This window comes from Faecalibacillus intestinalis (assembly GCF_015097455.1).
In the GTDB taxonomy this organism is placed as follows: domain Bacteria; phylum Bacillota_I; class Bacilli_A; order Erysipelotrichales; family Coprobacillaceae; genus Faecalibacillus; species Faecalibacillus intestinalis.
In genome coordinates this window covers 1,587,432-1,610,366 of record NZ_AP024085.1, presented here as the reverse complement: position 1 = coordinate 1,610,366, position 22,935 = coordinate 1,587,432, and the positions used below count along the sequence as shown (strand labels likewise).

At 30.5% G+C, this 22,935-nt stretch carries 24 protein-coding genes, 11 tRNA genes and 1 pseudogene; 35 read left to right on the top strand and 1 reads right to left on the bottom strand.

Going from position 1 to position 22,935, the window contains the following annotated elements:
- The 19 genes from Fi14EGH31_RS08810 to Fi14EGH31_RS08720 all read left to right on the top strand — a co-directional run bounded on the left by Fi14EGH31_RS08810 (position 1) and on the right by Fi14EGH31_RS08720 (position 8,404).
- Complete coding sequence (locus Fi14EGH31_RS08810) at positions 1-393, top strand: hypothetical protein (protein ID WP_022002019.1); 393 nt, start codon at positions 1-3, stop codon at positions 391-393.
- Complete coding sequence (locus Fi14EGH31_RS08805; protein WP_117576079.1) at positions 381-944, top strand: hypothetical protein; 564 nt, start codon at positions 381-383, stop codon at positions 942-944. Before Fi14EGH31_RS08810 ends, Fi14EGH31_RS08805 begins: the two co-directional genes overlap by 13 nt.
- Before the next feature lie 2 nt (positions 945-946).
- Positions 947-1,780, top strand: coding sequence for a prephenate dehydrogenase (locus Fi14EGH31_RS08800; protein ID WP_117346816.1), 834 nt, complete (start codon positions 947-949; stop codon positions 1,778-1,780).
- Between the two features lie 143 nt (positions 1,781-1,923).
- A complete protein-coding gene (locus tag Fi14EGH31_RS08795; RefSeq protein WP_022002022.1) occupies positions 1,924-2,457 on the top strand; it encodes a helix-turn-helix domain-containing protein in 534 nt (177 codons plus the stop codon).
- A gap of 15 nt (positions 2,458-2,472) precedes the next feature.
- Positions 2,473-4,050 carry an ABC transporter ATP-binding protein gene (locus Fi14EGH31_RS08790; RefSeq protein WP_200764715.1) on the top strand — a complete coding sequence of 526 codons (1,578 nt, stop codon included), beginning with the start codon at positions 2,473-2,475 and terminating at the stop codon, positions 4,048-4,050.
- Entirely contained in the window at positions 4,051-4,896 is an 846-nt protein-coding gene (locus Fi14EGH31_RS08785; protein WP_117576078.1) for an ABC transporter permease, read from the top strand.
- The gene (locus tag Fi14EGH31_RS08780; protein WP_117346819.1) at positions 4,893-6,791 is read left to right on the top strand and encodes an extracellular solute-binding protein; all 1,899 of its coding nucleotides are present in this window, start codon (positions 4,893-4,895) and stop codon (positions 6,789-6,791) included. Before Fi14EGH31_RS08785 ends, Fi14EGH31_RS08780 begins: the two co-directional genes overlap by 4 nt.
- A 195-nt stretch (positions 6,792-6,986) precedes the next feature.
- A tRNA-Cys gene (locus Fi14EGH31_RS08775) sits at positions 6,987-7,061 on the top strand.
- 9 nt (positions 7,062-7,070) lie between these two features.
- Positions 7,071-7,159: transfer RNA gene (locus tag Fi14EGH31_RS08770), tRNA-Leu, on the top strand.
- A gap of 7 nt (positions 7,160-7,166) precedes the next feature.
- A tRNA-Arg gene (locus Fi14EGH31_RS08765) sits at positions 7,167-7,243 on the top strand.
- A gap of 6 nt (positions 7,244-7,249) precedes the next feature.
- Positions 7,250-7,326: transfer RNA gene (locus tag Fi14EGH31_RS08760), tRNA-Pro, on the top strand.
- 12 nt (positions 7,327-7,338) lie between these two features.
- Positions 7,339-7,414: transfer RNA gene (locus Fi14EGH31_RS08755), tRNA-Ala, on the top strand.
- A gap of 23 nt (positions 7,415-7,437) precedes the next feature.
- Positions 7,438-7,514, top strand: a tRNA-Met gene (locus Fi14EGH31_RS08750).
- Positions 7,515-7,548: 34 nt separating this feature from the next.
- Positions 7,549-7,625: transfer RNA gene (locus Fi14EGH31_RS08745), tRNA-Ile, on the top strand.
- Positions 7,626-7,635: 10 nt separating this feature from the next.
- Positions 7,636-7,728: transfer RNA gene (locus Fi14EGH31_RS08740), tRNA-Ser, on the top strand.
- Positions 7,729-7,749: 21 nt separating this feature from the next.
- Positions 7,750-7,826, top strand: a tRNA-Met gene (locus Fi14EGH31_RS08735).
- Positions 7,827-7,830: 4 nt separating this feature from the next.
- Positions 7,831-7,907 (top strand) — tRNA-Asp (locus tag Fi14EGH31_RS08730).
- Positions 7,908-7,913: 6 nt separating this feature from the next.
- Positions 7,914-7,989, top strand: a tRNA-Phe gene (locus Fi14EGH31_RS08725).
- 28 nt (positions 7,990-8,017) lie between these two features.
- Positions 8,018-8,404 (top strand): hypothetical protein, encoded by a 387-nt coding sequence (locus tag Fi14EGH31_RS08720; RefSeq protein ID WP_107030281.1) that lies wholly within the window; start codon positions 8,018-8,020, stop codon positions 8,402-8,404.
- A 24-nt stretch (positions 8,405-8,428) separates the two neighbouring features.
- On the opposite strand, the gene gdhA is transcribed toward Fi14EGH31_RS08720, so the two are convergent.
- A complete protein-coding gene (gdhA, locus tag Fi14EGH31_RS08715; RefSeq protein WP_032090200.1) occupies positions 8,429-9,772 on the bottom strand; it encodes an NADP-specific glutamate dehydrogenase in 1,344 nt (447 codons plus the stop codon).
- Positions 9,773-10,217: 445 nt separating this feature from the next.
- Between gdhA and Fi14EGH31_RS08710 the strand changes: the two genes are divergently transcribed.
- The 16 genes and pseudogenes from Fi14EGH31_RS08710 to rho all read left to right on the top strand — a co-directional run bounded on the left by Fi14EGH31_RS08710 (position 10,218) and on the right by rho (position 22,920).
- A complete protein-coding gene (locus tag Fi14EGH31_RS08710; protein ID WP_117480995.1) occupies positions 10,218-11,183 on the top strand; it encodes an ATP phosphoribosyltransferase regulatory subunit in 966 nt (321 codons plus the stop codon).
- A gap of 1 nt (position 11,184) precedes the next feature.
- Complete coding sequence (hisG, locus tag Fi14EGH31_RS08705; protein WP_022001730.1) at positions 11,185-11,814, top strand: ATP phosphoribosyltransferase; 630 nt, start codon at positions 11,185-11,187, stop codon at positions 11,812-11,814.
- 1 nt (position 11,815) lies between these two features.
- Complete coding sequence (gene hisD / locus Fi14EGH31_RS08700; RefSeq protein WP_200764714.1) at positions 11,816-13,114, top strand: histidinol dehydrogenase; 1,299 nt, start codon at positions 11,816-11,818, stop codon at positions 13,112-13,114.
- A 2-nt stretch (positions 13,115-13,116) separates the two neighbouring features.
- Complete coding sequence (gene hisB / locus Fi14EGH31_RS08695) at positions 13,117-13,704, top strand: imidazoleglycerol-phosphate dehydratase HisB (RefSeq protein ID WP_022001728.1); 588 nt, start codon at positions 13,117-13,119, stop codon at positions 13,702-13,704.
- Complete coding sequence (gene hisH, locus Fi14EGH31_RS08690; protein WP_118347848.1) at positions 13,705-14,313, top strand: imidazole glycerol phosphate synthase subunit HisH; 609 nt, start codon at positions 13,705-13,707, stop codon at positions 14,311-14,313. It abuts the gene before it with no gap.
- The gene (hisA, locus tag Fi14EGH31_RS08685) at positions 14,307-15,032 is read left to right on the top strand and encodes a 1-(5-phosphoribosyl)-5-[(5-phosphoribosylamino)methylideneamino]imidazole-4-carboxamide isomerase (protein WP_117480990.1); all 726 of its coding nucleotides are present in this window, start codon (positions 14,307-14,309) and stop codon (positions 15,030-15,032) included. The genes hisH and hisA overlap by 7 nt, the downstream gene beginning before the upstream one ends.
- Positions 15,014-15,781, top strand: coding sequence for an imidazole glycerol phosphate synthase subunit HisF (hisF, locus tag Fi14EGH31_RS08680; RefSeq protein WP_139939523.1), 768 nt, complete (start codon positions 15,014-15,016; stop codon positions 15,779-15,781). The genes hisA and hisF overlap by 19 nt, the downstream gene beginning before the upstream one ends.
- Complete coding sequence (gene hisIE, locus Fi14EGH31_RS08675; protein WP_032090192.1) at positions 15,781-16,419, top strand: bifunctional phosphoribosyl-AMP cyclohydrolase/phosphoribosyl-ATP diphosphatase HisIE; 639 nt, start codon at positions 15,781-15,783, stop codon at positions 16,417-16,419. The genes hisF and hisIE overlap by 1 nt, the downstream gene beginning before the upstream one ends.
- A 92-nt stretch (positions 16,420-16,511) precedes the next feature.
- Positions 16,512-17,996, top strand: a complete 1,485-nt coding sequence (locus Fi14EGH31_RS08670) for a family 1 glycosylhydrolase (RefSeq protein WP_200764713.1) — start codon at positions 16,512-16,514, stop codon at positions 17,994-17,996.
- 81 nt (positions 17,997-18,077) lie between these two features.
- A complete protein-coding gene (locus tag Fi14EGH31_RS08665; protein ID WP_139939521.1) occupies positions 18,078-18,863 on the top strand; it encodes a histidinol-phosphatase HisJ family protein in 786 nt (261 codons plus the stop codon).
- A gap of 58 nt (positions 18,864-18,921) precedes the next feature.
- Positions 18,922-19,263 carry a hypothetical protein gene (locus Fi14EGH31_RS08660; protein ID WP_022001721.1) on the top strand — a complete coding sequence of 114 codons (342 nt, stop codon included), beginning with the start codon at positions 18,922-18,924 and terminating at the stop codon, positions 19,261-19,263.
- Positions 19,260-20,426 carry a cation diffusion facilitator family transporter gene (locus Fi14EGH31_RS08655; RefSeq protein ID WP_117870774.1) on the top strand — a complete coding sequence of 389 codons (1,167 nt, stop codon included), beginning with the start codon at positions 19,260-19,262 and terminating at the stop codon, positions 20,424-20,426. The genes Fi14EGH31_RS08660 and Fi14EGH31_RS08655 overlap by 4 nt, the downstream gene beginning before the upstream one ends.
- A gap of 76 nt (positions 20,427-20,502) precedes the next feature.
- Complete coding sequence (locus Fi14EGH31_RS08650; protein WP_022001719.1) at positions 20,503-20,697, top strand: hypothetical protein; 195 nt, start codon at positions 20,503-20,505, stop codon at positions 20,695-20,697.
- Positions 20,616-21,508: pseudogene (locus Fi14EGH31_RS08640) on the top strand (MupG family TIM beta-alpha barrel fold protein). Before Fi14EGH31_RS08650 ends, Fi14EGH31_RS08640 begins: the two are co-directional and overlap by 82 nt.
- Positions 21,508-21,669, top strand: a complete 162-nt coding sequence (locus tag Fi14EGH31_RS15710) for a phospho-sugar glycosidase domain-containing protein (RefSeq protein ID WP_117480936.1) — start codon at positions 21,508-21,510, stop codon at positions 21,667-21,669. The pseudogene Fi14EGH31_RS08640 and the gene Fi14EGH31_RS15710 overlap by 1 nt, the downstream one beginning before the upstream one ends.
- Before the next feature lie 78 nt (positions 21,670-21,747).
- Positions 21,748-22,920: a transcription termination factor Rho gene (gene rho / locus Fi14EGH31_RS08630; protein WP_107030269.1), complete on the top strand. Its 1,173-nt coding sequence runs from the start codon at positions 21,748-21,750 to the stop codon at positions 22,918-22,920.
- Positions 22,921-22,935 lie beyond the last annotated feature (15 nt).

Here is a 22,935-nt window from a genome sequence, read left to right as displayed (position 1 = left end):
GTGGCAAGATTTGATAGAAAAGTAGAAAGAACAAAGAAAAGTTTTGAATTTACACAAAAAGAGAAAATTGTTGAAACAAACAAAGATGTCTTTAAAAAGAATTTTACATTTAAATGGGTCCAATTAAATATTAAAACAGTATGTGTTTTTCTTGTTGATTTTTTACTTGTAACATTATTGATTATTCCATTTATGATGCAATATTTAAATGCAACTTTAGCGTTTGTTTTAGGGCATGGAATTATTACAAGTTTAGTGATTGTTTTTACAGGATTTTTAATTAATAAAGAAAAAATAAAAGCAGTTCCATTTATTTCTAGATTCTTATTTATGTTTATTCTATTAGGTGCATCTTCTGCACTTTCGATGGCAATTACATCATGGCTGAATTAGTTTGTTTAACTGCTTTAGGGGTTGTTTCATTATTTACAGGAATTGTATCATTAGGAAACAGTGATGCTTTTATGGGAATGTTTACCTTTATGATCTTACTTGTAAGTTATGCATTGATTATCCTTACTTTTAGAAAAAGAAGAATGCTTTTTAAAGCAAAAGAAGTTATTTATACAGGATATGAAATTTATTTGTATATATTATCATATGTTGTTTTAATGACTTCTTGTTTATTGATATATCTTCATGTTGTTCAAGTTGTTTCAATGACATCACCATTAATTATGGTGACATGGCTTGTACCACTTGTTGCTTATTTAACGTATGAATCGGTATTGATTTTTGAAAAAGATGAATTAAATATAAATGGGAAGAAAGTATTATATAGAAGTATCAAAAAAGTTCAAATTATAGAAAATAAAAATAAGTATCATTTAATAATTAGAGCGAAAGGAAATGAATATCTATACAAGACAAATCAAAAAAATAGTCAACATGTTTTAGAATGTTTAAAAAAATATTGTCCGCGTATAGATAAAAATAGGGATTAAATATGATTATAACAGTTGTTGGTCTTGGTGTTGTTGGGGGAAGCTTTGTAAAAGCTTTAAAAGGTCAAGGACACGAAGTTTATGGTGTTGATGTAGATGAAGAAACACTTGCAAGAGCGAAAGCAGATGGATGTATAAAAGAAGGGTTTGTAGATGGTCGAGAAATTATCAAAAAATCGGATATGACGATTATCTGTTTATATCCATCATTAGTTTTAGATTATATAAAAAAACATGAATTTAAAAAGGGGAGTATCATTACGGATGCTGTAGGTGTTAAAACTCATTTTTTAAATGAAGCAATGGATCTTTTGAAAGGTAAAGATGTTGAATTTGTTTCAGGGCATCCTATGGCAGGAAGAGAAAATAAAGGCTATCTTTATGCAAGTAAAGAAGTTTTTCAAGGCGCTAATTATATTTTAATTCAACATGAAGAAAATAGTAAAAGTGCCATTGCTATGATGGAACAATTTGTTTCTAATTTAGGATTTCATTCCGTAAAAATCATGTCACCACAGGCTCATGATGAGATTATTTCATTTACCTCTCAATTGCCACATGTCATTGCTGTTTCATTGATTGATAGTGATAATCAAAAATATGATACAGGTAAATATATTGGAGATTCTTATCGTGATTTAACACGTATTGCTAATATTAATGAGGATTTATGGACTGAATTATTCTTTACTAATAAAAATAATCTTTTGAAAAGTATCCAAGGTTTTGAAGATCAATTGGATATTTTGAAAAAAGCTATTAAAGAAGAAGATGCAGATACTTTGAAAGCAATGTTTATTGAATCTTCTAAAAGAAGAAAAAATCTTGAGAAATAGCGTTAGGCTATTTCTTTTTTTGTATCGTGTTTAAAATATTAAACTTTTTGTTTAAAAAGGTATTGAACTTAACATAATTATTAGTATAATAGTCTTGTTTAATAAATAAAACAAAAAGTTTTTTTAAATAAACAGGAGGTTTTATGGATATTGGTGCAAAAATTAAAAGAATACGTTTATCAAATCAATTGACGTTAGAAGAACTTGCTAATCGTAGTGAATTGACAAAGGGTTTTTTATCACAGTTAGAAAGAGATTTAACGTCACCAAGTGTTGCCACATTAGAAAATATTTTAGAAGCATTAGGGACAAATTTAAAAGATTTTTTTTCAGAAGATGAAGATGAACAAATTGTTTTTAGTAAAGATGATTTTTTTGAAAATATACAAGATGATTATAAAATTTCTTATATTATTCCAAATGCTCAAAAAAATGAAATGGAACCTATTTTAATTGAACTTAAAAAAGGAAAGAAGTCAATGGAAATTGATCCACATGATGGTGAAGAATTTGGATATGTTATTCATGGAAAAATTACATTAATGAATGGTGATGAAGAATATGAGGTAAAAAAGGGAGAAACATTTTATTTAAAAGGAAATTTACCACATTACATAGTCAATAAACATGATACTCTAGCGAAAGTGATTTGGGTATCAACACCACCAATATTTTAAAAGGGGAGAAAAACGATGGAAGAAAAGATACTCATTAAATTTAGAAACATTGTTAAAGAATTTGATGGAACAATTGTTTTAAAAGGAATTAACTTAGATATTTATGAAAATGAATTTGTTACACTGCTTGGACCAAGTGGCTGTGGAAAAACAACGTTACTTCGTATTTTAGGTGGCTTTTTAGAAGCAGATGAAGGGGTTGTTATCTTTGATGATGAAGATATAAAGGAATTACCACCCTATAAAAGAGAATTAAATACAGTCTTTCAAAAGTATGCGTTATTTCCACATATGAATGTTTACGATAACATTGCTTTTGGCTTAAAAATAAAAAAGATGTCAAAAGATGTTATTGATCAAAAAGTCATGAGAATGTTAAAACTTATTGGTTTAGAAGGTTTTGAAAATAAAAATGTAACAACATTGTCAGGTGGGCAACAACAACGTATTGCCATTGCTAGAGCTTTAGTAAATGAACCAAAAGTTTTATTATTAGATGAACCATTAGGTGCTTTAGATTTAAAACTTAGAAAAGAAATGCAATATGAATTAAAAAGAATTCAACAAGAAGTAGGAATTACTTTTATTTATGTAACACACGATCAAGAAGAAGCGTTAACAATGTCAGATAAGATTGTTATTATGAAAGGTGGAGAAATTCAACAAGTAGGGACTCCTCAAGAAATATACAATGAACCTGTTAATAAATATGTTGCAAATTTCATTGGTGAAAGTAATGTTATTTCAGGTGTAATGATTGAAGATTATAAAGTTAAATTTGATGATCAAATCTTTGATTGTGTTGATTTTGGTTTTAAACCAAATGAAAAAGTTGATGTTGTTTTAAGACCAGAAGATATTGATATAGTGCCTTTAGAACAAGGAAAAATTACAGGAGAAGTTTTAAGTGTTTTATTTAAAGGCGTTTGGAATGAAGCAATGGTAGAAACTGTTCCTGGGACAACTGTTAAAGTTAATATGAATGTCATTAAAAATCATGATGTAGAAAGTGAATATAGTGATGAGAGAATTTCAGCAAATGATTTTTATGTAGATATTGAAGAAGTTGCTTCTTTAGATGATAATGATTTGATTGCTAGAGCAGATGCACAAGCATGGAAAGAAAGTGATGATTCTTATATTTCAATTAGTAAAATTGAACATAATTTAAAAGAAGAATTAGGTGAGTACACTGTTACTTTCCAAACATCATCAGGATTATCTGTTTCTAGAAAAATTATTGTTGTTGATCAAAAATATGTAAAAAATGAAAAAGCAAATGAAGCAGTAAGTGCCTTTAACTTCTTTAAAACAGTTGATGAAATTAAAGAATCAGTGGCTTTAGATACAGATTTAAAAACATGGGCTAATGCTATTGGATGGAAATTATCAAATGAAGATGAAGCAGTGGATATTTATGTAGATTATGATTTTGATCCTGAAAACATAAAAGAAGGAATTTATCAAGTAACATTTTCAACAGAAGGTAGAGAACTAAAAGTACATACAACAGATTATGTAGAAGAAGGTCAAGAGGTCGGATTGACTTTTGAAGTAGAAGATATTCATGTTATGGAAAAGATGGGATTCTAGATGAAAAAATTTTCTCAACTAGCTTTACCTTATATTATTTGGAGTATTATTATTCTACTTTTGCCAGTATTACTTATTGCTTTTTATGCAGTAACTGATAGTGGAAATACTGTTGTTAATTTTAGTTTTACTTTACAAAATTTTGCTAAGTTTTTTACCGATCATGATTTCTTACTTATTTTATGGAGATCTCTTTCAATTGCATTTAAAACAACAATTATTTGTATTTTGTTAGGATATCCAATTGCTTATTTTATTTCTCAATGTAAAGATCGTACAAGAAATATTCTTGTATTATTAATTACACTTCCAATGTGGATCAATATGCTTGTAAGAACATACGCTTGGATTGGTATTTTATCTGATGGAGGTATTTTACAATCTTTATTAAATTTATTAGGATTTAAATCAACACAACTTCTTTATACAGAAGGAGCTGTATTATTAGGGATGGTTTATAACTTTATTCCATTTATGATTTTACAAATTAATACATCACTTTCTAAAATGGATAAATCTTTATTAGAAGCAAGCTCTGATTTAGGAGCAAACCGTTTTCAAACTTTTTGGAAAGTTACATTTCCACTTTCTATTCCAGGAGTCATTAGTGGTATCGCACTTGTCTTTTTACCTGCGGTAAGTTCATTCTTTATTCCTAAATTATTAGGTGGGGGACAATATTTCTTAATAGGTAATGTAATAGAAAATCAATTTATTACTGTAGGAGAATGGAATTTTGGTTCTGCTATTTCAGTCATTATGGCATTTGTAATGATGGCTATTATGTATTTAGTAAGATATGTTGAAAAACGTAATTCAGGTAATAGAAAGGAGAAAAAAGCATGAAAAAAGAAAAACGTTCATTTTTAAAGATATTAATGGGATTAATGCTTTTATTTTTCTATTTACCAATTGGCTTTATGATTGTGTTTTCATTTAATTCTAGTAAATCATTAACGCATTTTACAGGATTTTCAATGCAATGGTATACAAAAATGTTATCTGATGCATCAATGATGGAATCATTGTATATAACGATTTTAGTAGCTGTTATTGCAACAGTTATATCAACTGTGGTAGGAACGATTAGTGCGATAGGTTTATCAAAATCTAAAAAAGTCGTTCATGATTTGATTATGCAAATCAACGATTTTCCTTTGATGAATCCAGAAATCGTTACAGCGATTGGCTTAATGTTATTCTTTATTACCTTTAATATTGAAAAAGGTTTTGCAACATTATTATTGGCACATATCGCATTTTGCATTCCTTATGTTATATTATCTGTTATGCCTAAAATTCGCTCTCTAGATCCAAATTTAGCGGATGCTGCAATGGATTTAGGGTGTACACCTTGGATGGCTTTAATTAAAGTTATCGTACCACAAATCATGCCTGGTATTGTTTCAGGGGCTTTGATTGCTTTTACAATGTCTTTTGATGATTTTATTATTTCTTATTTTGTTACAGGAAAAGGAATTAAAAACTTGAGTATTATGGTTTATACAATGTCAAAACGTGTAAATCCTAGTATTAATGCTATTTCAACTTTAATTGTAATTTTTATTACGATTGTTTTAATTCTTGTCAATGTTGTTCCGGTGATTAGAGAAAAAAGAAAAGTTCAAACGACAGAACTTAAAGAAAAAAATAAAGCACCAAGAATTATTGCTGGAATTGTTGCAGCATGTGTATGTATGGGACTAGTTTTTGTTCAAAAAACAACTTCTTCGACTAAAAAATATGCAGGACAAACTTTACATGTCTATAATGCCGGGGAGTATACGGGTGAAAATTTGCTTTCTAATTTTGAAAAACAAACGGGATGCAAAGTAGTTATGGATTTATTCGATTCGAATGAACAAATGTATATTAAAGTAGCTAATGGTGAAGCTTATGATGTTTTAATTCCAAGTGATTATATGATTGAAAGATTAAAACAAGAAAAGCTTATTCAACCATTAGATCAAGATAAAATCACTTGCTTAGAAGATATTAATGATTCTGTTAAAAATTTATCTTATGATCCGAATAATGAATATTCTGTTCCTTATTTTTGGGGAAGTGTAGGAATCGTTTATGATAAAACAAAAGTAAGTGAAAAAGATTTAAAAGAACAAGGTTTTAATATTTTCTTGAATCAAAAATATAAAGGAGACATTTATTTATACGATTCGGAACGAGATTCATTTATGATGGCTTTAAAAGCACTTGGCTATTCTATGAATACTGATAATGAAAAAGAGCTTGCAGAAGCTTATAATTGGCTTTTAGAGTGTGTTAATACGATGTCACCAGAAATTGTAACGGATGAAATTATTGATAATATGGCTCAAGCTAGAAAAGCTTTAGGATTAATATATTCAGGGGATGCGACATATGTCATGTCAGAAAATGAAAATATTGGTTATTACATGCCAAATAAAGGGACAAATATATGGTGTGATGCTATGGTTATTCCACAAAGTTCAAAACATGTAGATTTAGCACATGAATTCATTAATTATGTTTCAAGTTATGAAGCAGCTTATGGTAATTCATCTTATGTAGGGTATACTTCACCAAACACGGAAGTTATGAACGATTTAGCGCAAAATGACTTTAAAGGAATTAATGCTTATAATCCAATTAGAACAAATAAATATGATGAAGTCTTTAACTATAATGCTGAAACAAGAAAGATAATGGCTAATTATTGGGCTAAAGTAAAAATCGCAGCCTCTAATGCTAAAAGTGAATAATAAAAGTTCTATGAGAGTTTTCTCATAGAATTTTTTTTAAAAAATAAAATCAAAAAAACGATGAATATACGTATAGAATTTTAAATCCATAAAAAATAGATTGTAAAAAATTATAAAAAACTATTGCAAAAAAATTTTTTATAGCATATAATAATGGGGCAGCGTGATAAGAGACGCGAAGCAAAATAAAGAAGTGGTTCCTTGGCCAAGTTGGTAAGGCAACAGACTGCAACTCTGTCATCATCGGTTCGAGTCCGGTAGGAACCTCCATTAATGAATGCCCAGGTGGCGAAATTGGTAGACGCACAGGACTTAAAATCCTGCGGACCTTAAAATCCGTGCCGGTTCGACTCCGGCCCTGGGCACCATTGATATGCGCTAGTAGCTCAACTGGATAGAGTGCTTGACTACGGATCAAGAGGTTGTGGGTTCGATTCCTGCCTAGCGCGCCATTTTTTCGGGAAGTAGCACAGCTTGGTAGTGCACCTGGTTTGGGACCAGGGGGTCGCAGGTTCAAATCCTGTCTTCCCGACCATTTATAAAAATTGGGGCCATAGCTCAGCTGGGAGAGCACCTGCCTTGCACGCAGGGGGTCAGCGGTTCGATCCCGCTTGGCTCCACCAATTAATTTAATAAAAAATATTATGGCGGGATAGCTCAGCTGGCTAGAGCATTCGGTTCATACCCGGAGGGTCGAGGGTTCGAATCCCCCTCCCGCTACCATTTTTATTTAAGGTGCCTATAGGGCATATACTGCGGACCCTTAGCTCAGTTGGTTAGAGCTATCGGCTCATAACCGATCGGTCGTAGGTTCGAGTCCTACAGGGTCCACCATTACTATTGCGGAGATTTACCCAAGTCTGGCTGAAGGGACTGGTCTTGAAAACCAGCAGAGGATTAACGTCCTGCGGGGGTTCGAATCCCTCAATCTCCGCCATTTATTAAAAAAACTTAATATCGCGGGATGGAGCAGTCTGGTAGCTCGTCGGGCTCATAACCCGAAGGTCGTTGGTTCAAATCCTTCTCCCGCAACCAAAATGGTCTGGTAGTTCAGCTGGTTAGAATGCCGCCCTGTCACGGCGGAGGTCGCGGGTTCGAGTCCCGTCCAGACCGCCAAATGATGGTTCCGTAGCTCAGTCGGTAGAGCAGAGGACTGAAAATCCTCGTGTCGGTGGTTCGATTCCGCCCGGAACCACCATTTTTTTTATCTTTAAAGGAGAAAAGTTATGTTTAAATATAAAGATTTAAGAATGGTCGCTATTTCAATTATTTTGGTTATTTTATGTGTGTTTAGTGGAATTCATTTTCGTTATGATCGAATGAAATTAGTGGTTGTTTTATTACTAGCGTTAGGGGTACTTCCTACTTTATTAATACGTTTTAACGCTTCTGTTTTTGAAGATGGTTTATTAGTATATTTCTTTAAGGGGATCGGTTTTATGCCTCAAATGATTGAATTTAAGGATTTAACAGCATATTCACTTAATTCAAAACATCGAATTGAATTACAATTTAATAATCATACAAAAAATATTTATTTAGTAAACGCTACATCATTTTATGAAGAATTAGATAAAAAATTTAATCAATATAAAAATGGACAAGAGATTTAATCTCCTGTCCATTCTTTTTGTTTATTAATAGATTCCTTGAGAAATCATAGCTTCTACTACTTTTTCAAAACCAGCAATATTAGCACCTTTGATTAAGTCAAATCCTAATCCATATTTTTCAGCAGCAGCAACAGAGTTGTTGAAAATTGATTTCATGATATTATGCAATTTTTCATCAACTTCTTCACTTGTCCAGTTATATCTCATAGAGTTTTGAGACATTTCTAATGCTGAAACAGCAACACCGCCAGCGTTAGCGGCTTTTGCAGGTCCTAAAGTACCACCATTTGCTGTAAAGTAAGCAATTGCTTCAGGTGTACTTGGCATGTTAGCACCTTCGATGATGTATTTACATCCATTAGCGATCAATTGTTTAGCTTCTTCTTCACCAATTTCATTTTGAGTAGCACAAGGGAAAGCCATATCCACTTTTAATCCCCATGGTTTTTCACCAGGATGGAATTCACATCCGAATTTTTCAGCATAGTCTTTTAATTTAACATCATTTGATGAACGAATTTTTAATAAGAAATCAATTTTTTCATCAGTATTGATTCCATCAGGATCATAAACGTATCCATCTCTACCAGAAATAGAAACAACTTTTGCTCCATATTCTTTAGCTTTGATACATACACCCCAAGCAACGTTACCATATCCAGAAACAGCAATTGTTTTTCCTTCATAAGTATCGTTGAAATGAGCTAATACTTCTTTGCCATAGTATACAGCACCAAACCCAGTAGCTTCTGGTCTAATTAATGAACCACCATAAGTCATTCCTTTACCAGTTAAAACACCGTTTTCATAAGCATCTTTAATACGTTTGTATTGTCCAAATAAATATCCGATTTCTCTACCACCAACACCGATATCTCCAGCAGGTACGTCAACGCTAGGTCCAATGTGACGATATAATTCAGTCATGAATGATTGACAGAATCTCATAACTTCAGCATCTGATTTACCTTGTGGGTCGAAATCAGAGCCACCTTTACCACCACCAATAGGAAGTGTTGTTAATGAGTTTTTGAAAATTTGTTCGAATCCTAAGAATTTAATAATTCCAAGGTTAACAGAAGGGTGGAATCTTAAACCACCTTTATAAGGTCCAATAGCACTAGAGAATTGAATACGATATCCTCTGTTTACTTGAACTTTACCTTGATCATCCATCCAAGGTACTTTAAACATTAAAGTTCTTTCTGGTTCAGTTAATCTTTCTAAAATAGCCATATCTTCATACTCAGGATGAGCTTTGATTACTGGTTCTAAGCTTTCTAATACTTCTTCAACAGCTTGGATAAATTCAGGTTGATCAGTATTTTTAGCTTTTAAGTTTGTTAATACTCTTTCAATATATTCCATTGTTATATCCTCCTAGGGCTATCATACATCTTTAATAATAATAAATGAATAAATTAAGAAAAAGTTATCATATAAATAAGTTATCGTGATAATAAAAATACTACACAACGTGTTTTATCACGATAAAAATTGTATACAATCAATTATCAAAAAATTAAAAATTACAATTTATGATTTGCATACAATAAAGTATTTAAAGTATAAAATATTTCATAAAAATACATAATCATCTTTTCTTTGTATACAATCTATGCTAGAATAAAGCACAACAAGAGGTGATTACTATGAAAATACTAAATAACACACAATTACATCACCATCATTGGAAAAAGTAGGGTTATATCATTTATGATACAGCCCATTTTGTCTATCACAATTAAGCTGTATCTAATGATGTTGAAACGAGTCATTAGATGACTCGTTTTTTTTATAAAGGGGGATTTTTATGGAAGAGTTTAAATATTTAATACCTGAAGAGAGTATAGATGCAATTATTACCAATGTTGAAAAATTAAGGGAAATTGAAAATCATTTACGACATGTTTTTTCAAATTATGGATACAATGAAGTATTAATGCCGTCATTTGAATATGTTGATTTATATACAAAACTAGATTGTGGTTTTACTGTTGATAAGATGTTTCAATATATCAATCACGAAGGTAAAAACGTTGCCATGCGTTTAGATTTCACAATACCACTAGCTAGATTATATGCCAATAGTGCCAATACAGGTGAAGCACGCTATAGTTATTTTGGAAAAGTTTATCGTAAAGAAACAATGCATAAAGGAAGAAGTAGTGAGTTTTTCCAAGGTGGTGTAGAGTTAATGAATAAACCTGGGCTTCAAGGAGATAAGGAAGTCATGACAATGATTCAAGAATCATTACCAGGGATTTCTTTAAAAAATATTCTTTTGGAATTAGGTTCTGCTAAATTCTATAATCGTTTATTAGAATTAGTTGGAAACCAAAGAAATGAACTTGAAGATATTTTAAGATTAAGAGATATTAGTGAAATGAAACGTTTTATTTCAAAAAATGATTTTGAAGAAAGCTTAAATCAATTGCTGTTATCTTTACCAACATGCTTTGGAAATATTGATTTACTTCATCAAATGATGGATAAATGTCAAGATTCTGTTTTGTTAGGGGCATTACAAGAATTAAAAGATCTTTATGAATCATTAGATAGTAAAGAAGGAATTATTTTTGATTTAGGAATGGTTCCAACCATGAAATATTATACAGGCTTTATGATTAAAGGATATAGTGATCAAAGTGCAAATCCAATTTTATCAGGAGGACGTTATGATGATTTGCTTCCTAGATTTAATGTTGATAAAACAGCTGTTGGGTTCTGCTTTCATATGAATCATATTTTAAAAGCCATTGAAAAAGAGGGAGAGTAACATGATTAAAATAGCTATTACTAAAGGAAGAATCGAAAAACAAGTATGTAAACTGCTTGCAGAAGCAGGTTTTGATATGGATCCTATTTTTAATAAAGATCGAGAATTATTAATTGAAACAAAAGATGGAATTTCAATGATTTTTGGTAAACCCAATGACGTTGTTACATTTTTGGAACATGGGATTGTTGATATTGGTTTTGTAGGAAAGGATACGTTGGATGATGTGGATTTTGAAGATTACTATGAACTTCTAGATTTGGAAATAGGAAAATGTTATTTCGCAGTAGCTGCTTATCCAGAATATCGAAATAAAGTATTTAATCGTCGTAAAAAGATTGCCAGCAAATATACAAATGTTGCGAAGAAATATTTTGCTTCTAAACAAGAAGATGTGGAAATTATTAAATTAGAAGGGTCAGTTGAACTTGGACCAGTGACAGGTATTTCTGATGCCATTGTTGATCTTGTGGAAACAGGTTCAACTCTTAAAGCAAATGGTCTAGAAGTAATTGAAAAAGTAAGCGATATTTCAACAAGAATGATTGTTAATAAGGTAGCTTTTAAATTTAAGAAGGATGAAATTATGAATATTGTAAATCAATTAGAAAAAGTAATAGGGGGAAATTAAGATGCTTAAAGTAATTGAGTATGATGGGAATTTAAAAGGAATTGCACAAAAATTAAATAATCGAAAAGAAGAAATTTCGATAGAAGTTAATAATGCTGTAAATGATATTATTAATGATATTAGAAAAAATGGAAATCAAGCCTTGATCAGCTATTGTCGAAAATTTGATGGTTATCAAATTAAAGATGAAAATGATTTCGTTGTTTCAAATCAAGAAAAAGAAGAAGCTTTAAAACAAGTGGATCAAGATTACATAAGAATCCTTGAAAGAACAAAACAACAAATTACAGAATTCCATAAAAATCAAATTGATAAATCATGGTCATTATATAAAGATAACGGAGTGATCATGGGACAAATGGTAAGACCAATTAAAAGAGTTGCTTTATATGTTCCAGGTGGAACAGCTGCCTATCCTTCAACGGTTTTAATGAATGCCATTCCTGCAAAACTTTCTGGAGTTAAAGATTTAGTCATTATTACACCGGTTAAAGCAGATGGCAAAGTTAATCCTGTAATTATCGCAGCTGCTAAAGTATCAGGAGTAGATACTATTTATAAATTTGGGGGAGCACAAGGGGTTGCTGCTATCGCTAATGGAACAGAAACAATTGAAAAAGTAGATAAAATCGTAGGACCAGGAAATATCTTTGTTGCGACAGCTAAAAAATTAAGCTATGGGGTTGTCGATATTGATATGGTGGCAGGTCCAAGCGAAGTTTTAGTTATTGCTGATGAAAATGCAAATCCTAAATATATTGCTGCTGATTTAATGTCACAAGCAGAACATGATAAACTTGCTAGTGCAATGCTTGTAACAACAAGTAAAGAACTTGTTGAAAAAGTCAATGTTGAACTCAAAAGACAAATGGCTTATTTATCACGTAAAGAAATTATTGAAGAATCTCTTCAAAATTATGGAGGAGCAATTCTTGTAAAAGACTTAAAAGAAGCTTTTGAAGTATCTAATTATTTAGCGCCAGAACATTTAGAAGTTTTAGTTGAAAACCCAGTCAATACACTTCCTTATATTAAAAATGCAGGTTCTATTTTCCTTGGAGAATATTCACCAGAACCTCTAGGTGATTATATGTCAGGAACAAACCATGTTTTACCAACAGGAGGAACAGCTAAATTCTATTCAGCGCTAGGTGTTTATGATTTCGTTAAATATTCATCTTATAGTTATTATCCAAAAGGTGTTTTAGAAACATTTAAAGATGATGTTCAAACTTTCGCAAAAAGTGAAGGTTTAGATGCTCATGCAAATAGTATTGCTGTACGTTTTGAGGAGGAATAATCATGAGAGAAGCTAAACTAGAAAGAAATACAAATGAAACACAAATTAGTTTAGAAATTAATTTAGATGGTACAGGGAAAGCAGAGATTCAAACAGGGATTGGTTTTTTTGATCATATGTTGACTTTGCTAGCTTTCCATAGTGAAATGGATATCAAAATGATTTGTCATGGTGATTTAGAAGTAGATAGTCATCATAGCGTTGAAGATATGGGAATTGCTTTAGGTAAAACTATTTTAGAAGCTTTAGGTGATAAAAAGGGTATTACACGTTATGGACATTTTACAATTCCTATGGATGAAGCACTAGTAACATGCAATTTAGATATTTCAGGAAGAAGTTTCCTTGTTTTTAATGTAGATATTCCTAAAGTTAATTTAGGAAATTATGAAAGTGAAATGACAGAAGAATTTTTTAGAGCGGTTGCTTACAATATGAATGCAACATTACATTTAAATGAGGCTTATGGAAATAATGTTCATCATGTAATCGAAGCATGTTTTAAAGCTTTTGGAAGAGCTTTAAAAGAGGCGGTACGCATTGATGAAAAAAATATAGATAAGATTGTTTCTTCAAAAGGAGTTTTATAAATGATTGTTATTATTGATTACAATGTAGGAAATTTAAAAAGTGTTGTCGGTGCTTTTAAAAGAATTGGACTTGAAGCTGTTGTTTCTAGAGATGAAAAAGTTATTAAAGAAGCAAAGGGAATTGTTTTACCTGGAGTAGGAACTTTTCCTACTGCGATGAAGAATTTAGAAAAGTATCATTTAGTTGATATTTTGACAGAGCGAAAAGAGTCAGGAATTCCTATTCTTGGGATTTGTTTAGGAATGCAAATTTTATTTGAAAAAGGGTATGAAGTAAAAGAAACAAAAGGACTAGGATTTATTCCAGGTTCAGTACGTTATATGGATATTGATGAAAAGATTCCTCATATGGGATGGAATCAATTACATATAACAAATCATCAACCAATTTTGAAATATGTACATGAAAATGATGATGTTTATTTTGTACATTCATATATGGCACATTGTAAAGATGAAAATCTTGTAGCGTATACAGATTATGGAACTACTAAAATTACAGCTTTAGTGCAAAATAAAAATGTCATTGGGTGCCAATTTCATCCTGAAAAATCAGGAATGGTTGGGCATAAAATATTACTTGCGTTTAAGGAGATGGTCGAATGTTAGTTATTCCAGCAATAGATTTAAAAGATGGACAAGCAGTACGTTTATTTAAAGGAGATTATAATCAAAAAACGGTTTATAGTGATCATCCAGAAGAACTTGCTCAAACTTTTGAAAAAGCAGGAGCTATTTATTTACATGTTGTAGATTTAGATGGCGCTAAAGATGGTTTTGCTAAAAATTTAGAAACGATTAAAAAAATTAGAAATAGCACAAAAATGAAAATAGAACTTGGTGGAGGAATCCGTGATTTGAAAACAGTTCAACTCTATTTAGATAAAGTAGGAATTGATCGTGTTATTTTAGGAACTGCAGCTTTAAAAGACCCCGAATTTTTAAAAGAAGCATTAAGACAATATGGCAGTGAGAAAATAGTTGTCGGTGTAGATGTTAAAAATGGTTTTGTTTCTACAGCAGGATGGTTAGAAACAAGTCAAATGCCTTATATTGAATTTATTCAATATTTGGAATCTATTGGTGTTGGTTATATTGTAGCAACAGATATTTCTAAAGATGGAACTTTGATAGGACCTAATTTTGAAATGTATGATGAAATCGCTAAAAACAGTCAAATTCAATTTGTTGTTTCTGGAGGAATTAAAGATTTTGATAATATTCAAAAAGTTGCTCAAAAAGATTATTATGCATGTATCGTTGGAAAAGCTTATTATGAAAAGAAAATTGATTTAAAGGAGACAATCAAATGCTTACAAAACGTATAATTCCTTGTTTGGATATCAAAGATGGGAAAGTGGTTAAAGGAGTTAATTTTGTTGGGTTAAAAGATGTTGGAGACCCTATTGAACTTGCTAAAAAATATGACGTACAATGTGCAGATGAAGTTGTCTTTTTGGATATTACAGCTTCTTATGAAGATAGAGGCATTATGAAAGATATTATTGAACGCGGGGCTTCAGAACTGACAATTCCTCTAGCAGTAGGAGGTGGAATTAGAACATTAGATGATTTTAGAATGATTCTTGCCTCAGGTGCTGATAAAGTTTCTGTTAATTCTGCAGCAATTGTTAATCCTCAACTAATTAAAGAAGCAGCTGATGAATTTGGTGTTCAATGTGTAGTAATTGCTATTGATGTCAAAAAAAGAGAAGATCAAAGTGGATGGGATGTCTACGTTAAAGGTGGAAGAGAAAATACAGGTTTAGATTTAATTGAATGGGTAAAAAAATGCGAAAGTTTAGGTGCTGGAGAAGTATTGCTTACTTCGATGGATGCTGACGGAACTAAAGCGGGTTATGATATTGAAATGCTTAATGCTGTTTGTAAGGCTGTTGATATTCCAGTTATTGCTTCAGGAGGTTGTGGAAGCATTCAAGATATTATTGATGTTTTTGAAAAGACAAATGTAGATGCAGCTTTAGTAGCTTCACTTTTCCATTTTAATGAAGCAACTGTTGAAGATGTAAGAAATGAATGTAAAAAACATGGTATAAATGTAAGGAGAACAAGATAATGAGACCAGATTTTAATAAAATGGAATTAATTCCAGCAATTGTCCAAGATTATCAAACAAAAGAAGTATTAATGTTAGCTTATGTCAATGAAGAAGCTTATGATAAAATGTTAGAACTTAAACAAACTGTTTTTTATTCAAGAAGCAGACAAAAGTTATGGCATAAAGGAGAAGAATCAGGACATTTTCAAGATATTAAAGGAATGTATTTAGATTGTGATTTAGATACTTTATTGATTTATGTCAAACAAACAGGAGCGGCTTGTCATACTGGGGCTTATTCATGCTTCTTTAATGAAGTACAAGCTTATGATGCAAGAGATATTTTTAGAGAATTGGAAAAAACAATTGCTGATCGTAAAATTCATCCAGTTGAAAAATCTTATACAAATTACTTATTGAATGAAGGGGTTGATAAGATTTGTAAAAAAGTGGGTGAAGAGGCAAGCGAAACAATTATTGCAGCAAAAAATGATAATAAAGAAGAATTGGTTGGAGAAATATCTGATTTATTATTCCACACTTTTGTTTTAATGAATGATCGAGGTGTCAGTTTAGAAGATATTCAAAATAAACTTAAAGAAAGACATCAAGTAACTGGAAACAAAAAAGAATTTCATACAAGAGGAGATTATTAAATCTTCTCTTTTTATGTTTCATATTATGAAAAAATGTAAACGAATACATGAAAATGAATATAATAATAATCAATGATAAAGGAGGAATTCAAATGGGATTTAAAGAAGGATTTTTCTGGGGAGGAGCAACAGCTGCAAACCAATATGAAGGTGGATGGAATGAAGGCGGACGAGGTCCAGCTTTAACAGATTTTACAACAGGTGGAAGTGTTAAAGAACCAAGAAAAGTAACTTGGATTGATAAAGATGGAAACGCTCATGCAACACCACAAGTTCATTTTGATGATGCTTTACCAGAAGGCGGAGATCATTATGCATGTTTAGATGATTATCTATATCCAAATCATGAAGGTACAGATTTCTATCATCATTATAAAGAAGATATTAAATTATTTGCAGACATGGGATTCAAGATGTTTAGAATGTCTATTTCTTGGTCAAGAATTTATCCAAAAGGAATTGAAGAAACACCTAATCAAGAAGGTATTGAATTCTATAGAGATGTATTTAAAGAATTAAGAAAATATAACATTGAACCATTAGTCACAATTCATCACTTTGATACACCAATTTATTTAGTGGAAAAATATGGCGATTGGCAAGATCGTCAATACATTGAATTCTTTGTAAAATACTGTAAAACAGTCTTTACAGAATACAAAGGACTTGTTAAATATTGGTTAACATTTAACGAAATTAATAACACATTAAATGTTATTAATATGTTTGGTAATGGTACAACTAATGAAGATTATAAAAAACGTTTAACACATTTACATTATCAATTTGTTGCCAGCGCAAAAGCTGTTAAATTAGGACATGAAATTGATCCTGAAAATAAAATTGGTTGTATGTTAGGTGGAGCAATTACTTATCCTCATACATGTGATCCCAAAGATGTTTTATTAAATCAACAAACAATGGAAGAAAATTTCTGGTATTGTGGAGATGTTCAATGCTTTGGTGCTTATCCTCCATTTGCAAAGAGAATTTGGAAAGAACATAACATTATAGATTTAGATATCACTGAAGAAGATTTAAAAGTCTTAAAAGAAGGTGTTGTTGATATGTTTACATATAGTTACTATATGACAAACAATGTGACAACTCATGAAACAGAAGATACAGTACAAGGTAACTTTGCGTCAGGTATTCGTAACCCGTATTTAACTTATTCAGATTGGGGATGGGCTTTAGATCCATTAGGACTTCAATATTCGTTAGAAAAAATCTATGACCGTTATAGAATTCCACTAATGGTCGTAGAAAATGGACTAGGTGCTTATGATACAGTAGAAGAAGATGGATCAATCCATGATGATTATCGTATTGATTACTACAGACCACATATTGAAGCGATGTCAGCTGCTTGTGATAATGGGGTTGATTTAATCGCTTATACAACATGGGGATGTATTGATTTAGTTTCTGCTGGAACTGGAGAAATGAGAAAACGTTATGGTTTCATTTATGTAGATAAGCATGATGATGGAACTGGAGATTTATCAAGAAGACCAAAAGATTCATTCTATTGGTATAAAAAAGTAATAGAATCAAACGGAACTGATTTAGATTAATTTAACAGATAATTTATGAATAAGAGAAAATAGAAATATTTTCTCTTATTTGTTATAATAAGGAAAAATGGAGGATAAAATATGAGAGTTATAGATTATCATATGCATACACATTTTTCAGGGGATAGTGAGGCAAATCCTAGAGAACATGTTTTAAAAGCAATAGAAATGAATTTAGATGAAATCTGTTTTACAGAGCATCGTGATTTTGATTATCCAATAGATTCTTTTGAATTAGATGTTGAAAACTATTATCAAGAGATTCAAAGTTTAAAAGAGGAATTCAAAGATCAAATAAAAATTAAATGGGGTATTGAAATGGGATTGGATTTAGATCATCAAGAAGAAATTGAAAATTTAATTCAACAATATCCTTTTGATTTTGTTATTGGATCTATTCATGTGATTCATCATACAGAATTTTATTATGGTGAATTTTTTAAAGGAAAAACCAAGGAACAAGCACATCGTGAATTTTTTGAAGAAACATTAAAATGTGTAAAAGCTTTCGATTGTTTTAATGTTTTAGGCCATTTAGATTATATTGTAAGATATGGACCTTATGAGGATAAAACTGTTGATCATCAAAAATATCAAGATATTATAGATGAAATCTTTAAAACGCTTATTCAAAAAGGAAAAGGTATTGAAGTCAATACATCGGGATATCGAGATTTAAAAACATGTGGATTTCCTAATTTCGAACAGGTACAACGTTACTATGATTTAGGAGGACGTATTATTACCATTGGTACTGATAGTCATACAAGTGATCGTGTTGGTGAAAATTGTTTAAATGTAGCAAAAAAATATCAGGAAATTGGTTTTGACGATGTCAGTACATTTACGCAAAGAAAAAGAGATTAACACAATGTTCTTTTTTTCTAGATATGGTATAATATAGAAACAAAAGGAGTGAAGAAGTATGGAATTATATACTAAAGAAAGTTTAAAAGAAGTTATTGAAAAATCAAAGGATGAATTTTATATGCCAAAGGCATTATTTGATCATTATAAAAGTTTAAGATTAGAAACAAAACTTGCTTATGTTTCAATTCTAGAAACAATGAAAAATAAAGCGGGTTATACAACTGAAAATACGGCTTATATTAAAGTGGATAATCCCCAAATTCAAGTAAATCTTGCAAAACTTGCTAATAAAGAAGTTAATCAAGAAAAAGTAAATAAATATTTAAAAGAATTAGAAGAAGTTGAATTAATAAAGGTAGATAAACAAAATATTTTTGTTTATGATGTTTTATCATGATTCATTTTTTAACACAAAGATTTATTGAAAATTATGGTGATTATAAAAATCAAAAAGTAAGACAAGCTTATGGAACGTTATGTTCCATTTTGTCCATTATATGCAATATTGTTTTAGTTATTTTTAAAATAACAATTGGTTTAATTGTTCATTCGGTTGCTATCCAAGCAGATGGTTTAAATAACTTATCGGATGTAGGAAGTAATTTAGCTTCTTTATTTGGCTTTAAACTTGCTAATAAACATCCTGATAAAGATCATCCCTATGGTCATGGACGTTATGAATATATTGCAGGAATGGTGATTGCTTTTTTAATTTTAGTAGTAGGTATTCAATCTTTAAAAGAATCAGTTATTAAGATTTTTAATCCTGAAAAAGTTATGTTTTCATTTGTTGCAGTAGTGATTTTAATATTTTCTATTTTAGTGAAGCTATGGATGTATTATTTTAATAATCAAATTGGCAAAAAAATTGATTCATCATCTTTAAAAGCAGCAGGACAAGATAGTTTAAATGATGTTGTGACAACATTTGCAACACTTGTTTCTTTAATACTTACATTGATAACTGATTTACCAGTTGATGGAATTATTGGGACAATTGTTTCTTTAATTGTTATTTTTGCAGGAATTAATGTATTTAAAGATACAATCAATCCTTTATTAGGATTGGCACCTGATAAAGCCTTGATAGATGACATTGAAAATTTTATTATGTCATATGATAAACCTTTAGGTATTCATGATTTAATGATGCATGATTATGGACCAGGAAGAATGTTTATGACACTTCATGTGGAAGTAGATTGTCAAGAAGATGTTATGAAAATTCATGAAGAAATCGATGATATTGAAAGAGCAATTCAAGAAAAATATCATATTCATACGACCATTCATTATGATCCAGTGGATGTGCATAATCCAAGGTTATTAGCTTTAAAACAACAAGTTTTAGAAATTGTAAAAGGAATAGATGAACATTATTCGATTCATGATTTTAGAATGGTTCCAGGAAAGAATCATACAAATTTAATATTTGATGTTTTAATACCAGCTAATGATCAAATTAGTCATCAAATTTTAAAGAATAAAATAAGTGCTGAAGTCAAACAAATCAGTGACGAATATCATTGCGTCATTGAAATTGATCATGCTTTTGTTTAAAGAGGAGAAATCCTCTTTTTATTTATTGTGATACTTGTATATACATAATAAAATAATGTTTATGAGGAGGATGTTTATGAAAAAAGTAATGTTAGGTGTTTCTTTATATCCAGAACAAGAAACATTAGAAGAAATTGATGCCTATTTAAAAAAGCATCGACTTATGGTTTTAAAAAAATATTTACAAGCATGTTTTCAGTACCAGGGACAAAAGAAGAAATTATTGCTTATTTTAAAGATTTTACAAAAATCGTTCATAAATATGGCATGATTGTTTCTGGTGACTGTAATAGTGAATTATTTCATAGATTAGAAGCAACAGAAACAGACTTTCGGTTTTTAAAGATATTGGGGTAGATATTTTAAGAATGGATTTTAGTTTTAACGATGAAAGGGATGCCACTCTTATTAATAATAAAGAAGGTATTAAAATTGAAATGTCTACAAGTTTTATTGATGTCATTGAAATAGCTTTTAAAAATGGAGTTAAACCAGAAAATATTTCTACATGTCATAATTTCTATCCAGAAAGATATACGGCTCCAAGTTTAGAAGCTATTAATGATATTAATAATTATTGGAAAGCTAAAAATATTCCAGTAGCTATCTTTATTTCAAGTTTAGTTAAAGGAAGTCATGGACCATGGCCAGTGAGTGATGGTCTTCCAACCATTGAAGAACATCGAGATATGCCGATAGAAATTCAATTAAAACACTGTTTAGCTTTAGACAATATAGATGAAATAATCATTGGAAATGCCTATGCTAGTGATGAAGAATTTAAAGCAATCGATCAAGTAATGAAACAAGTGTATGTTGACATTCCTAAAAATGAATCTTTAGGGTTTTTAGCAGATTTTGTGCCCCATGGTTTAACTAAAAGAATACCTTTTAAGATTCATTTAGATAAGGTTATTACTGCTTTGGAAAAAGAAATTTTATTTAATTATCCAAGTCATAGTGATTTAGGTGATTGTATGAATTATATGTTACGTTCACGTTGGACAAGAATGATTTATAAAGGAAAAGAAATTCCGTGTCGTCCTTGTGATAAAGCGTACTATACAAGGGTGATGTTGTAATTGTCAATGACAATCTTGTACATTATCGAGGAGAAATTCAAATCGTTTTAAAAGAAATGAAGGTAGATGGTCAAAGAAATTTACTAGGACATATTGATGAAAATGAAATCTTTATTTTAGAACATATTAAAGCAAAAGATGTTTTTATCTTTGTTGAATAAAGTAGATAGAAATCTACTTTTTCTTTTGTTTTTATAGCTAAAAAGAAGAAAATATGACATAATGGTTGAGGTGATATTATGGAAAATACAAAAAAAGAAAAGAAAGAATATACAAAAGATTCATTAGATGATGGAGTCATTACAACAGGTTTTTTAGAAGTATTACCTGATGGATTTGGTTTTATTAGAAATGCAAATTATTTATCAGATCCTCATGATGTCTATGTCTCTCAATCACAAATTTATAAATTTAAATTAAAAACAGGTGATTTTATTACAGGTGTTGTTAGGGAACCAAAAGCATCTGAAAAGTTTAGATCTCTTTTACATATTCAAAAAATCAATCATTATGATTTAGAAACAGCAATGAAAAGAAAATCCTTTGAAAGCTTAACACCAATTTTTCCAAATGAAAAAATTAGTGTTGGCAAAAGTGGAAAAATAGCGATGAGAATGATAGATTTACTTGCTCCTATTGGTAAAGGTCAAAGAGGAATTATTGTTTCTCCTCCAAAAGCAGGGAAAACAACCCTTTTAAAAGATATAGCTTTAGCTGTTAAAGAAAATAATAAAGATATACATATTTTAATTTTATTAATTGATGAAAGACCAGAAGAAGTAACGGATATTAAAGAAGCTGTTGAAGGAGATAATGTGGAAGTTCTTTATTCAACATTTGATGAAACACCAGATCGACATAAAAAAGTATCAGAAATGGTCATTGAAAGAGCAAAACGTCTTGTTGAACATGGTCAAGATGTAATGATTTTATTAGATAGTATAACACGTTTAACACGTTCTTATAATTTGATTTGTTCGCCATCAGGAAGAACACTTTCAGGAGGATTAGATCCAAACTGTCTTTATATGCCAAAGAGATTTTTTGGTGCGGCTAGAAATATGAGAGAAGGGGGAAGTTTGACGATTCTTGCAACTGCTCTTGTAGATACAGGAAGTCGTATGGATGATGTTATTTATGAAGAGTTTAAAGGAACAGGAAACATGGAACTTGTATTATCTCGTACAATGCAAGAAAAACGCATTTTTCCAGCAATCGACATAGCTAAATCTGGAACAAGAAGAGAAGATTTATTATTAAGTGAAAAAGAACTACAAGTGAACCATATGATTCATTATTCATTAAATGGGACACGTGCGAGTCAAAATTTAGATGATGCGCTTTTATTATTTAGAAATACTAAAAATAATGATGAACTTATTGAAACAATGTTAAAAAGAAAAGTAGGATAGAATTTCTATCCTTTT

Bases quoted from the DNA above. Each gene is read 5' to 3' on its own strand.
- Fi14EGH31_RS08805 (WP_117576079.1), top strand. From the start codon at position 381: ATGGCTGAATTAGTTTGTTTAACTGCTTTAGGGGTTGTTTCATTATTT.
- Fi14EGH31_RS08800 (WP_117346816.1), top strand. From the start codon at position 947: ATGATTATAACAGTTGTTGGTCTTGGTGTTGTTGGGGGAAGCTTTGTA.
- Fi14EGH31_RS08795 (WP_022002022.1), top strand. From the start codon at position 1,924: ATGGATATTGGTGCAAAAATTAAAAGAATACGTTTATCAAATCAATTG.
- Fi14EGH31_RS08790 (WP_200764715.1), top strand. From the start codon at position 2,473: ATGGAAGAAAAGATACTCATTAAATTTAGAAACATTGTTAAAGAATTT.
- Fi14EGH31_RS08785 (WP_117576078.1), top strand. From the start codon at position 4,051: ATGAAAAAATTTTCTCAACTAGCTTTACCTTATATTATTTGGAGTATT.
- Fi14EGH31_RS08780 (WP_117346819.1), top strand. From the start codon at position 4,893: ATGAAAAAAGAAAAACGTTCATTTTTAAAGATATTAATGGGATTAATG.
- Fi14EGH31_RS08720 (WP_107030281.1), top strand. From the start codon at position 8,018: ATGTTTAAATATAAAGATTTAAGAATGGTCGCTATTTCAATTATTTTG.
- gdhA (WP_032090200.1), bottom strand. From the start codon at position 9,772: ATGGAATATATTGAAAGAGTATTAACAAACTTAAAAGCTAAAAATACT.
- Fi14EGH31_RS08710 (WP_117480995.1), top strand. From the start codon at position 10,218: ATGGAAGAGTTTAAATATTTAATACCTGAAGAGAGTATAGATGCAATT.
- hisG (WP_022001730.1), top strand. From the start codon at position 11,185: ATGATTAAAATAGCTATTACTAAAGGAAGAATCGAAAAACAAGTATGT.
- hisD (WP_200764714.1), top strand. From the start codon at position 11,816: ATGCTTAAAGTAATTGAGTATGATGGGAATTTAAAAGGAATTGCACAA.
- hisB (WP_022001728.1), top strand. From the start codon at position 13,117: ATGAGAGAAGCTAAACTAGAAAGAAATACAAATGAAACACAAATTAGT.
- hisH (WP_118347848.1), top strand. From the start codon at position 13,705: ATGATTGTTATTATTGATTACAATGTAGGAAATTTAAAAAGTGTTGTC.
- hisA (WP_117480990.1), top strand. From the start codon at position 14,307: ATGTTAGTTATTCCAGCAATAGATTTAAAAGATGGACAAGCAGTACGT.
- hisF (WP_139939523.1), top strand. From the start codon at position 15,014: ATGCTTACAAAACGTATAATTCCTTGTTTGGATATCAAAGATGGGAAA.
- hisIE (WP_032090192.1), top strand. From the start codon at position 15,781: ATGAGACCAGATTTTAATAAAATGGAATTAATTCCAGCAATTGTCCAA.
- Fi14EGH31_RS08670 (WP_200764713.1), top strand. From the start codon at position 16,512: ATGGGATTTAAAGAAGGATTTTTCTGGGGAGGAGCAACAGCTGCAAAC.
- Fi14EGH31_RS08665 (WP_139939521.1), top strand. From the start codon at position 18,078: ATGAGAGTTATAGATTATCATATGCATACACATTTTTCAGGGGATAGT.
- Fi14EGH31_RS08660 (WP_022001721.1), top strand. From the start codon at position 18,922: ATGGAATTATATACTAAAGAAAGTTTAAAAGAAGTTATTGAAAAATCA.
- Fi14EGH31_RS08655 (WP_117870774.1), top strand. From the start codon at position 19,260: ATGATTCATTTTTTAACACAAAGATTTATTGAAAATTATGGTGATTAT.
- Fi14EGH31_RS08650 (WP_022001719.1), top strand. From the start codon at position 20,503: ATGAAAAAAGTAATGTTAGGTGTTTCTTTATATCCAGAACAAGAAACA.
- rho (WP_107030269.1), top strand. From the start codon at position 21,748: ATGGAAAATACAAAAAAAGAAAAGAAAGAATATACAAAAGATTCATTA.